This is a genomic window from Streptosporangium sp. NPDC020072 (genome assembly GCF_040631445.1).
In the GTDB taxonomy this organism is placed as follows: domain Bacteria; phylum Actinomycetota; class Actinomycetes; order Streptosporangiales; family Streptosporangiaceae; genus Streptosporangium.
Map to the genome: position 1 here is coordinate 37,128 of NZ_JBEYAB010000023.1, position 14,803 is coordinate 51,930.

Sequence of the window (14,803 nt, forward strand, 5' to 3'; positions counted from 1 at the left end):
GGCCGAGTGCCTCGCGGGGGGGGGCCGACGTGCGGGGGTGAGACCACCCACCCCCCCCCCGCCGCCTTCTGGCGGCGCCTGGCCGGTCCCACGACACCGTTCCCTGTCACATCGCTCGATCGACGTGTCAGCGAAGAACCCGGCGCAGAAAGGCCAACGACATGACCGCCGTCCAGCTCCCCCGCACCACCTCCACCACCGCTCCCGCCACCTCCCGCGCCTCGCTGACCTGCCTGGCCGTCGCCGCTCCGCTGTGGGCTTCCGTCTCCCTGGCCCAGGCCGCGACCCGCGAGGGCTTCGACCTGCTCCGCCACCCGCTGAGCGCGCTGAGCAACGGCTCCCTCGGCTGGCTGCAGATCGCCAACTTCGTCCTCGCCGGGCTCCTGACCGTCGCCGGGGCGAGCGGTCTGCGCCGGGCCCTTGAGGGCGGCCCCGGCGGGCGGTGGGCGCCGCGCCTGGTCCTGGCCTACGGCGTCGGCATGGTCGCCGCCGGTCTCCTCGTCATGGACCCGGGCGACGGCTTCCCGGCCGGCACGCCGTACGGCATGCCGCAGGCGCTGAGCTGGCACGCCTACGGCCACATGGCGGCGGGCACGCTCGCCTTCGGCACCCTGATCGCCGCCTGCTACGTCCTGGGCCACCGCTTCGGCCGTACCGGGGAGCGCGGGCTCGCCGTCGCCTCCCGCGTCGCGGGCACCGCCCTGCTGGCCGGTGACCTGTGGGCCATGACCGGCGGTACGGCCGGCTCCCTGACGCTGGCCGTCGGCGCGATCACGGCGATGCTCTGGATCTCCGTGGTCGCTATCCGCCACCGGTGAGGCCTCTCGGGAAGAAAACCGCGGTCCGTGCGGGAAGACACGGACCGCGGTTTCCCGCATATCCCCGGGCGGCTCGCCTCTCGCCGCCCCCGTGGCGCATTGCGAATCTACCTGCGAAAAGAATTCCTACGTATACGCATTTCTCCTGATATCGACAGCTGTTTCTGCCATGCATCCTTTGTCGTGTCGCCGAAAAAACCGGTGACGCCCGTGGCTCCGGCCCCGGGACGTTCTCTTGGAGGAGGAGACATGAAGCCGACCACGAAGATGAAGAAGATCACTGTCCGTCGCGCCGGCGACGTCCGTCTGACCAGCGCCACGTGCTCCTGCCCTTACCCCCAGGCCAACTAGTAGCCGCCGGGTAACGGAACGAGGCTGTGCGCACCGATCCGTGCGCACAGCCATCCGGCCTCTCAGGGACCGGAACGACGGCGGAAGGGTTTGAAGGGCGTGGACGACGTCAGGATCGCTTTCCACGAGCTGAGCTTCGTCTCCGAGGGGGACGACGTGGTGGTCGGCAGGGTGGACGCGGACTCGTACGCGGTGCTGCCCAGCGACGGCGCCGCCCTGCTCAGGGAGATGACCCGGGGCATGCCGCCGGAACACGCCGCGCGGTGGTACGAGGCCACCTACGGCGAGCAGGTCGACATCGACGAGTTCCTTGAGACACTGCACGAGCTGGGGTTCGTCCGCTCCGGCGGTGGCTCCGGCGACGGCCCCGACGGTGACCCCGAGGAGAGCACGGCTGACAGGCGGCTGCCGTTCCGCAGGCTGGGGGAGGCCGCGTTCTCCCCCCTCGCGTGGGTGCTCTACGGCGCCGTGTTCTGCGTGTGGCTGTTCACCGCCCTGCGTGACACCGGCATCCTGCCCAGCCCCCACCACATCTTCTTCACCGACTCGCTGCTCGTCGTCCAGTTCGGGATCATCTTCGGGCAGTTGCCGCTGGTCTTCCTGCACGAGGCCTTCCACATGCTCGCCGGGCGGCGGCTCGGGCTGCGCAGCAGGCTCAGCGTCAGCAACCGCTATCTGTACATCGTCTTCGAGACGCAGATGAACGGCCTGCTCAGCGTCGAACGCGGGAAACGCTACCTGCCGTTCCTGGTGGGGATGGTGTGCGACGTCGTCGTCTTCAGCCTGCTCGGCCTGGCCGCGCACCTCACCAGGACCGCCGACGGCGCCTTCTCACTGACCGGGCGGGTCTGTCTCGCGCTGGCCTTCACGGTCCTGATGCGCTTCGCCTGGCAGTTCCAGCTCTACCTGCGCACCGACCTCTACTACGTGTTCGCGACCGCGCTCAACTGCCACGACCTGCACAACGCCAGTACGGCGCTGCTGCGCAACCGGATCTGGCGGCTGCTGCGGCGCCCGGAACGGCTCGTGGACGAGGAGCAGTGGACCGAGTACGACCGCAGGGTCGGCCGGTGGTACGGCCCCTTCATCAGCCTCGGCGTCCTGGCCATGCTGCTCATCACCGTGTTCGGGTCGCTGCCCGTGGCGGTGCAGTACGTCCAGACCGCGCTGCGGAGCATGGAGGGCGGCGTGACGACCCCGGCCTTCTGGGACGGGGCGCTGGGGCTGCTCATCCTCGTGAACTGGTTCGTCACACCGGCCTACCTCGCCCGGCGCAAGCGCAGGCAAGCCCGCCAGGACCGGCCACGGGCGGTCGCCGAGCCGGCAACCACCAAGGGAGTGAACTAGAGATGCCTGCCCACCTGAGGATCGTCGGCGACCGCCGTACCGACCGGCTGCGCCGGGCCACCGAGGAGCCGGACGGCGGGCGTGCCGTCGTCGCCGTGTGCCACCAGCGGCTGCGCGGTCCCTACACGGGCGTCGACACGCTGCTGCGGGCCGTGCTGCCCGAGGCGTACGCCCGCTGGCCCGAACTGGTCGACCGGCACCGGGTCGAGCTGCTCTACGGCGTCCCCGAGCTGGCGGAGCTGGTCGGGGAGGCGCCGCAGCAGCTCGCGTTCAAGGGGCCGTTCGAGGAGCGCACCCGCTTCTACGGCTCCCAGATGATCCGGTGCATGAACCAGGGCATCGTGACGTTCCTCAACGAGCACGCGCGACGGCTCGCCGAGGCGGGCGACCCGGCGCCGCTCCTGGTGTTCGAGGACGCGCACGCCGCCGAGCCGTCCACCCAGGAGCTCATCGCGCTGCTGCTGCGCAGGTCCGACCCCGGCAGGCTGCGGGTCGTCGTCTCCACCGTTCCCGTGGCCTCCCTGACCGGGGAGCTCGAAGGGGCGCTGGCCCGCCACACGGAGACCGTCCAGGCCGTGCCCGGCGAGCCCTCCCCCGACGGGCGGTCGGTCGAGGAGCTGGTCAGGGCGTACGTCATGGCGGACGGCATCAGCGACGACCCGGCCGAGATCGCCGCCTACGAGACGGCCGACCCGGAGTTCGTCCGGCGGCTGCACGACCTGCGCGCCGAGGAACTGACCCCGGACGCGGACCTGGGGACCAGGATGGGCGCGCTCCCGTACCACCGCGAGCGCGGCGCCGACCCCGGCGGACTGGGCCGGGAGGCCCTCACCGAGGGGTTGCGGATCAGCGCGGAGATCGGCTTCTCCGCGATGACCCTGGACATGGGGCTGCGCGGCAGGGCGGTGACCGACCCGGTCGCCAACGCCGACGACTTCCGCCGGTTCACGGCGCTGGCGGCCAACGCGCTGGTGCCGCTGCACCGCCTCGACGAGTCGTTCGACCTCTACATGGACCTGCGCAGGCGGTACACCGACCCGAACGCGCACATGATCTCCAGCTACGGCATCGCCATGCTGTACACCCGGTTCTTCTCGCCCCGCGACCACGAGACGGCGCTGGCCTGGCAGAACAACGCGGTGGCCATCGCCGCCCTGCTCCCCGACGCCAGGGAGCGCACCCTGCGCCAGGTGTTCAACGACAACGCCCTCGCGCTCATCGAGATGCACCGGGGCAACCTGGAACACGGCCTCGAACTCATCCGGGTGGGCATCGAACGGCTCGACGCCATGCTGGAACCCGACGAGTGGGTGGTGCACCGCTCGCAGCTGCTCTACAACAGGACCCGGCTGCTGGCCGCGCTCGGCCGGACGGACGAGGCCTACGCCGACTTCACCGTGCTGATCGAGATGGACCCGTACTACACCGACTACCTGTGCGAACGGGCCAAGATCTCACGCAGGCGGGGAGACCTCGACGCGGCGCTCGCCGACTACGACCGGGCGGTCGCCATGGCCCCGCCCTTCCCCGAGCTGTTCTACAACCGGGGCACCGCCCGCGCCGAGGCGGGGGACGCCGACGGCGCGCTGGCCGACTTCGGCTACGTGCTGGAGATGGAGCCGGACGACGTGGCCACCCGGATGCGGCGCGCCGAGCTGCTCCTCGGCCTCGGGGACTTCGAGGCGGCCGAGGCCGACGTCGTCGCGGGCCTCGAACTGCGGCCCGCCGACCCGGAGCTGCTGTGCATGCGGGGCACGATCGCCCTGGAGTACGGCGACGCCGAGCAGGCCGCCCGGTGGCTGGACGCCGCACTCGACGGCGACCCCGGATACGCGGCGGCGCTGGTCAACCGGGCGGTCGCGTCCTTCGAGCTGGGCCGTCCCGCCTCCTCCGTCGAGGACCTGACCCGGGTGCTCGACCTGCTCGGCCCCGACCCCGACGTGCTGCTCAACCGTGGCCTGGCGCACGAGGCTGCGGGCAGCGCCGACCTGGCGCTGCGGGACGTCGAGACCGCGCTCGGGCTGCCCGGTGCCGACGTGGCCGAGCTGGAACCCGTACGGAAGCGGTGCAGGCGGCGGCTGGCCGGTGTGTGACCCGTGCGGTCACCTGCCCGCCCCGCGTTCGAAGGAGGCGACGATGCCGAGGCGCTGGGCGAGCAGCACGGCGTTGACCCGGTCGCACACCCCGAGCTTGCGGTAGAGCCGCTCCTGGTGCTTGGTCACCGTGCGCGGCGACAACCCCAGCCTGCGGGCGATGGCCACGGCGCTCAAGCCCGCGCAGAGCAGACGCAGCACGTCGTGCTCCCGGGGGGTGAGCCGTACGTCGGCGGCCGGGTCCGCCGCCCTGGTGATCGCCGTGTACGGCCTGACCAGCGTCTCCAGCGCCTCAAGCCGGGCCTCGCCCAGCGCGGTGCCGCCTGAGCCGATCACCCCGGCCAGCCACTCTCCCGCCGAGTCGGGGGTGACGTCCCAGCACCACAGGTCCTCCTGCCGGGTGAACACCCCCAGCTTCGGCCCGCTCCCGGCCAGCTCGCGCGCCAGGTCCTGCCCGCCGTGGGAGGCGGCCCACAGCAGACGCAGCGTGTCGGCCGGGACGGGATCTCCCTGCCCTGGTTGTCCGGGGTCGCCGGTCTCCGTCCGCGCGAGCGCTGACTCGTTCACCGTCATCGTCGCGGCGAGCATGGCGAGCAACATCGAGACGATTCGATGCACCCGTTCTCCTCCTTGCCTGATGAATGTGCCCTTGGTGAATGCCCCCGGTGCGATTCCACTACTAACCCAGTTCGGGCCCTCCGGCCATATCGCGGGTTGATTTGGGGGCCAAATGGGGGCCGCGTTTATTCCACCTTCCGTGAAAGGGGTTTGACCCGGTCCCGGCGTCGCGTTTTCCGGAAAAACGGGCCCTGCCCAGGGGACTTTCCCCTCTCCCGGCTGACCTGGTTTCTAGAGAAACCGGCGGGGCGTTCGCGATGGGTCACGCGGTCGCGACGGCGGTGACGTATGTCTGGCTCGGCCTGGTGCCGGCCGGGGTTGACGCCCTCGTTCGCACGCCCACCACGCCTACATCGCCCTGGAGTCCGTCAAGGTCGTGGCCCTGTTGACGGCGGGGGTCCTGTTACTGTCCTGACGGTGGAAAGCCCGCCGTCCCCGGGGCAGACAGCCGCGACGAAGGAGGACCACCGTGATCGAACGGATGGACAACGTCGGCATCGTCGTCGAGGACCTCGACGCCGCCATCGCGTTCTTCACCGAACTCGGCATGGAACTTGAGGGCAGGATGCTGATCGAGGGGGCCTGGGCGGCCCGTGTCGTCGGGCTCGACGACGGCATGCGGTCCGAGATCGCGATGATGCGCGTCCCCGGCGGCCACGGCAGGCTTGAGCTGGCGAAGTACCACACCCCGGCGGGAATCCGCCCGGAGCCGGAGAGGGCGCCGGTGAACACGCTGGGGACGCACCGTGTCATGTTCGCCGTCACGGACATCAACGACACCCTCGACCGGCTGCGCGCCCACGGCGCCGAACTCGTCGGCGAGGTGACACGCTTCGAGGACAGCTACCTGCTCTGCTACCTCCGTGGCCCGTCGGGCATCATCGTCGCCCTGGCCGAACAGATCGGCTGATCTCCCGAGGGGTCAGCCGACCAGTTTGAGGATCTCCTCGGCGACCAGGCCGGGCTCGTCCTGGGGGACCATGTGGCCGGAGCGTTCGGCCAGGACGTGACGGCCCAGGGGCTGGGCCTCGGCGAGTTTCCTGTGGGCGGCGACCAGCGCGGGGCGGAAACGCCTCTCCACCTTGCTCGGGGAGAGCGCACCGCTGATCGCCGTGACCGGGACCGGCGGCAGCGCCGCCCCCGAGTCTCGCAGGCGGGCGAGGCCGTCGGCGAGCGCGGCGTACTCGGCGCGGGTGGTGCGCAGCTCGGCCACGCTGGTCATCTCGGCCAGCGCCTCCTGCCGCATCTCCCGGGGGAACAGCGCGAGGACGCGGCGCAGCTCCGCCGGGACGACCTTGACGCCGAGGCGCGCCAGGCCGATCACGACGGACTGCATGGCCATGGTCATGGCCCGCACGCTTCGCCAGTAGTAGAAGTCGAGGTCCTCGACGGCCTGGTCGACGAGCACGAGCCCGGCGACCCGCCCGGGGTTGGCGGCGGCGTAGGAACGGATGATCGGGCCGCCCAGACTGTGCCCGGCCAGGATGTAGCGCTCCTCGCCCAGGGCGTCCAGCAGGTGCCCCAGGTCCTCGACCATGCGGTCCAGGTCACGGCGGTGCGCGTCGCGGTCGCTGCGGCCGAACCCGGCCCGGTCGTAGGCGACGACCCTGGTGCGTTCGGCCACCAGGGGCATGACCAGCCCCCACTCGACCCGGGAGGCGCCGAGCCCCGATTCGAGGACGACGACGGGCCGCCCCTGCCCCTGACTGACGTGGTGCAGCCGCCGTCCGTCCGGCAGGGTCGCGTACCCCTGCTCTCCGAAGACACTAGACATTGACGTTCTCCTCCCGGACGGGAACCAGCTCAGCACGGATGGTACGGGCCGTCGAGGCGATGAGGACCCCGGCGAGCAGGCCGGGCAGGGCGATCGAGGCGACCGCCCCGGCCGTGCCGTACGTCCTCTCCACGGTGTTCAGCAGCGCGGCCCCGGCCAGGCCGCCGATCGCCAGGCCCACCCCGAACAGGCTGGCCATGTAGCTGCGCCTGGCCGGACCGGTGACCGCGATCATGATCAACGTGACCATCGGGACGATCATCGGCGTCAGGACCAGGCCGGTGAAGAAGGCCAGCAGTGTCAGGGGCAGGACCGGGGCCGCCGCGCCCGCCGCGAAGGCCAGCGCGGAGCAGGCGACGATCCGGGCGGCGACGACCGGCACCCTCCCGGGGTCGGCCTGGAAGATCGCGTCGAGCCGCCTCCCGAAGGAGACCAGCGCGACGACGGCCCCGGCCGAGGAGACCGCCGTGAACAGGCCCCGCACGTCGGTCTCCATGCCCCAGCGTTCCTTGAGGTGGACCGACAGGAACGTCGCCGCCGGGACCAGGAGCATGCCGTAGGCGACGAAGGCGGCGAAGACCCTGCGCAGCGTCGGCGAGCGCAGCGGGCTCCCGTCCGGCGTCACCTCCTCGCGCCGCCCGATCCCCGGGTCCCGCAGCCGCAGCGCCGATAGGCAGCCGAGCATCGACAGCACGCCGAGCACCGCGTAGACCGCCCGCCAGTCCAGGCCGAACCAGCCGGACAGCGCGGAGACCGTCAACGGGCTCAGGATCGCTCCGGCGGGCATCGCGGCGCCGTACAGGGCCAGGACCCTCCCCCGTACGGCGGGCGGGTAGACGTCGGCCAGCAGCGGGGAGTGCAGCGCGATCTGGCTGCCGTTGGCCAGCCCGCTGACCAGCAGCAACGCGCCCAGCGTCCAGATGTCCCCGGCGAAGGAGATCGCGAAGGTCGACCCGCTCCAGACGAGGCCGGTGACGATGGAGACCAGGGCGCGGATCGGGCGGCCCCTGACCACGGCCGACATCAGGAACGGCGCCACCCCGACGGCCAGCAGCTGGATCGCGAGCAGGGAGGTGAGGGTGCCGGTCGAGACGCCGAACGAACTCGTGATGTCCGGGGCGAGCACGCTGAGGGCCTGGTTCACGAACGCGTCGGTGATCGCCAGCATGCCGACGGCGAAGACGGGATAGAGCCTCATGCGGACCTCATGACGGGTCGAAGACGATCGGCTTGACCTCGCCCCGGCTGTACAGCGTGGCCTGGCCGGGCATCGCGACGCTCCAGGAGCGCATGCCGTCCCCGCCCAGGGCGACGATCCGCAGGCAGGGACCGCCGGCGAAGGCCGTACCGCCCGCGTAGTAGGTCGAGCGCAGGGAGACGTCGAGCCCGAGCGCCCCGCCCCGGCCCGGCGCCCCGGTCGGCAGCCGGTGCCCCTCCCCGTAGACCTCGTACGTCCGGGAGGCGGCCCGTTCGACGGCGCCGAGGAGGTCCTCGTCGTCGGAGATCCGTTCCCGCCAGGCGACCCAGGCCGTGGCGTCCGCCGAGTCCGGGGCGGCGTGGCCGTCGAAGGCGAGCAGCCGGTGCAGCAGCCTCCGGTGTTCGGCGGGCCAGGCGCCGACCCGGCCGAACTCGGCGGCGGCGGCCTCGCGGAGCCTGGCCTGCCAGACCCCGGTGTCCGGCCACCGGTCGTCGAGCGCCCACGCGGTCACCTCCTCCAGGCTCACGGAGAAGGCCCTGGGCAGCAGTTCGGCCAGTCGCCTGCCCCGGCTGGTGTCGCGGCCCGGCTCGTCGTTGAAGACGTCCGGGTGCCAGCGCTCCGGCGCCAGGGCCGGGTCGGGGGTGACGGTGTCGGGGGCCGTGTTGCAGTTCTGCAGGTAGCCGGAGGCCGGGTTGACGATCCGCACCAGGTCGGCGGCGGGCCTGACGCCGAGCCAGGCGGTGGCCGAGGTGTTGCCGTCGAGCACTCCCCCGCCCTGCCCCGGGGGCCTGAGCGGCACCCTCCCGGTGCGCTGGTAGAGGCAGTCGCCCGAGGCGTCGGCGGCCAGCACGTTCTGCGGCGGGAAGGCGCACGCGTCGAGCGCCGCGCTCAGTTCCCCCACGTCGCGGGCCCGCACCATGGCCGCGAACTGCCGCTCCGTCTCCCCCGCCAGCCCCATGTACGGCGTGCACACCACGTAGACCGCCTCGGCGTCCCTGGCCAGGACGGGCGCGACCACGCCGTTGTGCACGACGTACTCGTGGCCCTCGTGCCGCAGGACCTCCCTGGGCTCCCCGTCGTGGAGGTAACGGTCGCCCTGGACGGCGATCCGGTAGGCGTCGGAGACCCTCGGCCCCCCGGTGGTCAGCCCCCAGGCGCAGGTCCGGTTGTGGGCCAGCGGCGGCAGCATGGCCCCCAGGAAGCAGAAGCCCGCGTAGTGCAGGTCACCGGCCCTGACGACGGCCTCGTGCATGGCGAACGCGCCGCCGAAGGGCAGGTGCGGGTCGCTGACCACGAACGTCTCACCGGTCGCGGTCCGCCAGGGCCGTACCACCCAGGCGTTCGAGCCGAGCGGGGCGTAGCCGACGTCCTTCTCCGAGGCCGGTTCGTTCGAGAGCACCCCGGCGGCGCGCAGCGCCTCGACGCCGTCGGTGATGATCCAGAACAGCATCACCATCCGGTTGACGCCGATGGGCAGGGCGGCCTCAAGCGGCGGGGCCCAGTCGGGGACCCGCTCGGGGTGCTCCTCCATCCACGCGCCGATCCCGGCCACGAACGCCTCGTAGCAGGTCCGCAGGTCACCGGGCATGGACTCAAGTCCCCGCCTCGCCTCTTCGAGCACCTGCCAGCGCCGGTGCACGGCGTCGCGCTCCGGCTCGCCGAGTTCGCCACGGACGAGGAGGTACTGCCTGAGCACGCCGTGCAGGTCGTCCCGCGCCTGCGCGTACCCGAGCCCGAAGTAGGCGGCGGGCTCGGTGGAGGCGTCGATCAGCGGCGTGCCGTACGCGTCCCGGAGAACCCGCACTGAGCCCCAGGAATTGTCCATGCGTTAACCATGGGTGAAGAATGTCCGGAATTCCTTGGCCGATCGGACGAGGAATCACCCCGGGTGTTGGCCGATACTGCACGGATGAACCAGGTCGAGTACCTCGAACCGTCACTCGCCCAGGTGGTCGAGCGGATCGGCACCCGCTACGTGACGGTCGTCGGCGCCCCGCGCGGAGTCGAGGTCCCGGTCTCCGGGCCCGCGATCCACGATCCGCTGAGTTCCGTACCGCCCCGCCCCGGGTCGATGGTGCTGCTGGTCGGGCTGACCGCCGGGTCCCCCGAGGCCGCCGCGACACTGCGCGGACTCGGCGGGGCCACGGCCGCCGTGCTGCGGGCCGACGCGCGGGACGCCGCCCCGCTGGCCGAGGCCGCCGCCCAGGCGGGGGTCGCGCTGGTCGCGCTGGAGTCGGCCATGTCCTGGAGCCACCTGCACACGCTGGTCGAGGAGACCGTCCTGCTCGGCGAGAACCTGGTCGCGGCGCCGGGCGGCGACCTGGGCAGCGTCCCGGTCGGCGACCTGAACACGCTGGTCAACCTGATCGCCGAGACCCTCGACCGGCCGGTGGGGATCGTGGACACCCAGTGGCGGCTGCTGGCCTACTCGGCCGTACCCGGCCAGGTCAACGACGACCTGCAACGCGACGTCATCCTGAACCGGGTCGTGCCCGAGCGCAACGCCCCACGGGAGACCAGGCGGCTGCTGCTGACCACCGGCCGCGCGCTGCGTTTCCTCACCAACGCGCCCTACGACACCGCCGACCACACGATCTGGCGGGTCGGGGCGGGTATCCGCGGTGGCCAGGAACCCCTCGGCATGCTGTGGGTCCTCGAAGGACGTGACCAGCTTCCCGACGACAGGCTCGTCCTGGTCGAGGAGTTCGCCCGGCTGGCGGCGGCGCACCTGCTGCGGGCGCGCACGGCCAGGACGGCCGACCGGGAACGCCACGGCGAACTGGTCGGACAGGCCCTGGACGGCACCAACCCGCGGACCGCCTGCCGTCGCCTCGGTCTCGACCCGGACGCGGGGATCGCGGTGCTGGCCGTGGCCGGGCTCTCCCTCGGCGCCGACGACCCGCCCGGGGAACACCTGCTCGACGGGGTCGCCACCTACTTCGACGCCTACCGGCGTTCGGCGGCCTGCGTGCTGCGCGCCGAGACCGTCTACTGCCTGGTCCCGACTCCGGACCTGACGGCGCTCAGGGAGATCGCCGCCGACCTGGTCCGGCAGCTCGGCAGGCGCGGGCGGCTGGTCGCCGCGATCGGCGGGCGGGGCCCGGCTGAGGCGCTGCCGCGTTCCCGCCGCGAGGCCGACCTCGCACTCGCCGCCCTACGCGCCTCGGCCGCCGACCCGGGTGCGACGGCCGGATCGGGTACGGCGGGCACGGCGGTCGGCCCGGGTTCGACGGCCGGATCGGGTGCGGCGGTCGGATCAGGTACGGCGGTCGGATCAGGTACGGCCGGCGGCCCGGGTTCGGCGGTCGGCACGATCGACGAGGTTCGCGCGGCGGCGACGCTCATCGAGCTGCGCGCGCTCCTGGAGGACCATCCCGGCCTGCTCCTGCACGAGGCGGATCCCGCCCTGCCCACCGGGACGCCCTCCTCGGGAACCCCGTCCTCAGGAACACCGTCGTCGGGGGCCCTTTCGGGAGCACGGTCTTCGGGGGCCCTTTCGGGAGCACGGTCTTCGGGGGCCCTTTCGGGAGCACGGTCTTCGGGGGCCCTTTCGGGAGCTCTGTCTTCGGGAGCACGGTCTTCGGGAGCACTGTCGGAGACGGCCGAGTCGGCGTTGGCCTGGATCGAGAGCCACGGGGACGTCCGGGCCGCCGCCCGGCGGCTTGGCGTGCACCCCAACACGCTCCGCTACCGTGTCCGCAAACTCGCCGCCGACGGCCTCGACCTGTCCGACCCCCAGACCCGCCTGGTCACCTGGCTGCGCCTGCGCCTCCTGTGACGGTCGCGCTTCCTGCGACGACCGTGCCGGGATCCAGCCGGTCCGGAACGATTCAACCGGCCTGGGACGACTGTGCCAGTGCCCAGCCGCCTGGGGCGGCTACGCGAAGGTTCAACCGGTCTGGGCGTTCAGCGGGGAGCCCAGCGCCACAGTGGCGGACCGTTGAGGGCGGCGACGTAGATCTCGCCCGCCGGGCCGACCGCGAGCTGGTGGGGGTCGGCGTCCTGGTCCGCCAGCGCCCAGCGCCGCGTCACCGACCCGTCCCCGGCGAGGGTGACGACGTAGCCGCGGTGCCGTCCGCCCTCCTCGTCCAGGGCGTCGCCCCCGTCGAGCACGTACAGCACGTCACCGGGACCGACCGCCACGTCGTACGGCCTGCCGATCGCGGCCGAGGAGTGGGTGGCCAGGTGCCGACCGTCGGCGGAGAAGACCTGCACCCGCGCGTTGCGCCGGTCGGCGACCACGACGTCACCGTTGCCCCGCAGCGCGATCCCGTGCGGGATGGAGAAGGCGCCGTCACGATCCCCCAGCTCGCCCCACGCCCCGGCGAACCGCCCGTCGGCGTCGAACACCCCCACCCTGGAGTTGCGGTAGCCGTCGGAGACGAAGGCCCGTCCGTTCCCTCCGGCCACCACGTCGGTCGGCCTGGCGAAGATGTAGGGGTCCCCGGTGCAGCGCAGGTTCGTCAGCGTGTTCCGTACGGCCAGGCAGGTGTCGAGGCCGAAGCCGTAGTCATGCCCGATCGTCCGTTCGAGCCGCCCGTCCCCGGTGAACACCGTGACGTGGTTGGTCGTCACGTCCGTGACCCACACCCGGCCCTTCCCGTCGACCGAGACGCCGTGCGGGGAGGCGAACATCCCCGCTCCCCAGGATCGCGTGACCTCCCCGGTGCCCGCGTCGAGGACGACGACCGGATCGACGTCCATCATCCGGTCCGCCGCGAACGCCCCGCCGCCCCGGTGCAGCAGCAACACCTCACCCGTTCCGGTCACCGCGACCCCGGACCCGATCGTGACCCCGGCGGGCACCCGTCCCCACGGCGTCAGCGTCGAGCCCGGTGGAACCGTACGGTCGACGGCCTCGGAGACCACGGCCCCCCGGGGTGGGTTCCCACGCAGGAACAGCCCGGCGGCCCCGGCGGCGAGCAGCGGTACGGCGGCCAGCAGGATACGCCTGCGAACCCGCCCTCCCCGGGAGGGGTCGCCACCTCGGGAGGTGGCACCGTCCCGAGGGGAAAGGCCGTCGCTTCGCGAGGCCGCGCCGTTCTGGAAGGTCGTGCCGCTCTGAGGGACCATGCCGTTCCGGCAGGAGGGGCCACCGTTTCGGGAGGCCGTACCGCCCTGGGAGGCATTCTGAGGGGCGGCGTCGTTCTGAGGAGAGGCGTTCTGGGGGGTGGCGTCGCGCATCGCCATGGGGCTCGCTCCGGGGGGTACGAGCGCCCCGGTCGTGGCGGGGCGCACACGGACCGGGTCACGTGTGCGCCCAGTGTCGGCCCCGTCACCGGGGAACCGCCATCGGGGACCTCCCCGATCATCCGGTCAGGGAGGTCCCGATGTGCGCGGCGGAGAACCTCCCAGCGCACGATGGTCGGCACCGGCGATTTTGAGGAAATCGAGGCGCCGAAGACGCTGACGACCGGGCGGATGATTCCGCCGCGCCGGTCTCCGGGTGAGCCAGAACGGCGTGGACGACCATCGCACGACGGGAATGTCACACCCCGTTCGGGGGCTCCTGCGGGTATTTGCGGGTTTCGGATTCTCCGAGTAGCCGAACGAGGTCGTCTGAGGTCGCCTCGTCAAGCGCCTCATGAATCTTCTTGAGGAATTTGGAATCACCCATCAGCTCACGTTGACGAGCCAGAAGATGCAGGTCGGGAGTGACGTCAACTCCCAGCTGCCGATGAAGGGCGAAGCTCTTGGTGGCGTAGTCGAAACCGATCGACAGATCCTTGATATCCGTGTGGATGATTCCCAGGTTTCGGAGCGCGTAAGCGACTCCGGCACTGTCACCGATCTTGTGTGCGCTGGCCAGGATCCGGCGGTTCTCTTTGATGGCCCTTCTGTGCGGCCCCCTGATTCGAGGGCCTATGACCAGCATGAAAAGAAAGAAGGGTATGCCGGTGTATCCAATTGTGAGAAGCAGGGGATCCGGGGCCGACGATCGGGGAACGTTCGGTGAGGTGAGGCCGAGGTCGTCTCCCACAAGCGAAATGCAGAGCAGCAGACCGACGACGGCCACCCAACGCTTCATAGGACCCCCCGTCAGGGCGTGGCGAAGTGACGTCACGGAGGGGCCGGTGCGGGAGCCGACCCTCTCCGACAGGGGGACTTTCTCACGATTTGGAGGGTGCACGACAGACACAACAACGGCGAGGTGACGGCCACACTGCCGTACCGGTGGGGTCAGAGCCGGTAGAAGTCGGTGTAGTGGTTGGGGGAGAACCAGACGACGCCGGTGGAGCGGTTGACGACGATGCGGTAGGCGTCACGTGCCGCGCCCCTGGCCCGGGAGTACACGTCGTACTCGTAGTAGGTGGCGCCCGAGGGCAGCTGCCCCTCACGGTTGTAGAACTGGCCGCCGGTGTAGTTGTACCGGCCGTCGGGCCAGGAGTACCACCCGCTGCTCGTCGGGTATCCCTTGGCCGCCCAGGTCGAGGCGGCCGAGCGGGCGTCGGAGCACCGGGAGACGGTGCAGGTCGAGTAGACGGCGGCGTCGGCGGGGGTGACGGCGACCAGGCCGGTCAGGAACGTCATCACGGCGAGCGTGACGGCGAGCGGAACGGACCGGAGACGACGGGGGGCGTTCACGGGGCCTCCTCACAGACCA

12 protein-coding genes are annotated in these 14,803 nt (G+C 71.7%); 5 read left to right on the forward strand and 7 right to left on the reverse strand.

The window, feature by feature from the left end:
- Window positions 1-161 precede the first annotated feature (161 nt).
- The 3 genes from ABZ470_RS39000 (at window position 162) to ABZ470_RS39010 (ending at window position 4,609) form a co-directional block, all read left to right on the forward strand.
- Window positions 162-818, forward strand: a complete 657-nt coding sequence (locus ABZ470_RS39000; RefSeq protein WP_362917906.1) for a DUF998 domain-containing protein — start codon at window positions 162-164, stop codon at window positions 816-818.
- 450 nt (window positions 819-1,268) lie between these two features.
- Window positions 1,269-2,516: a hypothetical protein gene (locus tag ABZ470_RS39005; RefSeq protein WP_362917908.1), complete on the forward strand. Its 1,248-nt coding sequence runs from the start codon at window positions 1,269-1,271 to the stop codon at window positions 2,514-2,516.
- Between the two features lie 2 nt (window positions 2,517-2,518).
- The gene (locus tag ABZ470_RS39010; RefSeq protein ID WP_352015438.1) at window positions 2,519-4,609 is read left to right on the forward strand and encodes a tetratricopeptide repeat protein; all 2,091 of its coding nucleotides are present in this window, start codon (window positions 2,519-2,521) and stop codon (window positions 4,607-4,609) included.
- Between the two features lie 9 nt (window positions 4,610-4,618).
- Here ABZ470_RS39010 and ABZ470_RS39015 read toward each other — a convergent pair whose 3' ends face one another.
- Window positions 4,619-5,227 carry a helix-turn-helix transcriptional regulator gene (locus ABZ470_RS39015; protein WP_352015439.1) on the reverse strand — a complete coding sequence of 203 codons (609 nt, stop codon included), beginning with the start codon at window positions 5,225-5,227 and terminating at the stop codon, window positions 4,619-4,621.
- 481 nt (window positions 5,228-5,708) lie between these two features.
- On the opposite strand from ABZ470_RS39015, the gene ABZ470_RS39020 reads away from it, so the two are divergent.
- The gene (locus ABZ470_RS39020) at window positions 5,709-6,137 is read left to right on the forward strand and encodes a VOC family protein (protein WP_352015503.1); all 429 of its coding nucleotides are present in this window, start codon (window positions 5,709-5,711) and stop codon (window positions 6,135-6,137) included.
- A 12-nt stretch (window positions 6,138-6,149) separates the two neighbouring features.
- Here the strand turns inward: ABZ470_RS39020 and ABZ470_RS39025 are convergent, their stop codons facing one another.
- From ABZ470_RS39025 to ABZ470_RS39035, 3 genes are read right to left on the reverse strand one after another with little or no spacing between them, the layout of a single operon-like run.
- Entirely contained in the window at window positions 6,150-7,001 is an 852-nt protein-coding gene (locus ABZ470_RS39025) for an alpha/beta hydrolase (protein WP_362917911.1), read from the reverse strand.
- The gene (locus tag ABZ470_RS39030) at window positions 6,994-8,199 is read right to left on the reverse strand and encodes an MFS transporter (RefSeq protein ID WP_362917913.1); all 1,206 of its coding nucleotides are present in this window, start codon (window positions 8,197-8,199) and stop codon (window positions 6,994-6,996) included. The genes ABZ470_RS39025 and ABZ470_RS39030 overlap by 8 nt, the downstream gene beginning before the upstream one ends.
- A gap of 7 nt (window positions 8,200-8,206) precedes the next feature.
- Window positions 8,207-10,024, reverse strand: a complete 1,818-nt coding sequence (locus ABZ470_RS39035) for a penicillin acylase family protein (RefSeq protein WP_362917915.1) — start codon at window positions 10,022-10,024, stop codon at window positions 8,207-8,209.
- Between the two features lie 84 nt (window positions 10,025-10,108).
- Between ABZ470_RS39035 and ABZ470_RS39040 the strand changes: the two genes are divergently transcribed.
- Window positions 10,109-11,977, forward strand: coding sequence for a helix-turn-helix domain-containing protein (locus tag ABZ470_RS39040; RefSeq protein WP_362917917.1), 1,869 nt, complete (start codon window positions 10,109-10,111; stop codon window positions 11,975-11,977).
- A gap of 128 nt (window positions 11,978-12,105) precedes the next feature.
- Here the strand turns inward: ABZ470_RS39040 and ABZ470_RS39045 are convergent, their stop codons facing one another.
- The 3 genes from ABZ470_RS39045 to ABZ470_RS39055 form a co-directional block, all read right to left on the reverse strand.
- A complete protein-coding gene (locus ABZ470_RS39045) occupies window positions 12,106-13,272 on the reverse strand; it encodes a peptidyl-alpha-hydroxyglycine alpha-amidating lyase family protein (protein ID WP_362917919.1) in 1,167 nt (388 codons plus the stop codon).
- 415 nt (window positions 13,273-13,687) lie between these two features.
- The gene (locus ABZ470_RS39050; protein WP_362917921.1) at window positions 13,688-14,215 is read right to left on the reverse strand and encodes a hypothetical protein; all 528 of its coding nucleotides are present in this window, start codon (window positions 14,213-14,215) and stop codon (window positions 13,688-13,690) included.
- Between the two features lie 164 nt (window positions 14,216-14,379).
- Window positions 14,380-14,784 carry a ribonuclease domain-containing protein gene (locus ABZ470_RS39055; RefSeq protein WP_362917923.1) on the reverse strand — a complete coding sequence of 135 codons (405 nt, stop codon included), beginning with the start codon at window positions 14,782-14,784 and terminating at the stop codon, window positions 14,380-14,382.
- Window positions 14,785-14,803 lie beyond the last annotated feature (19 nt).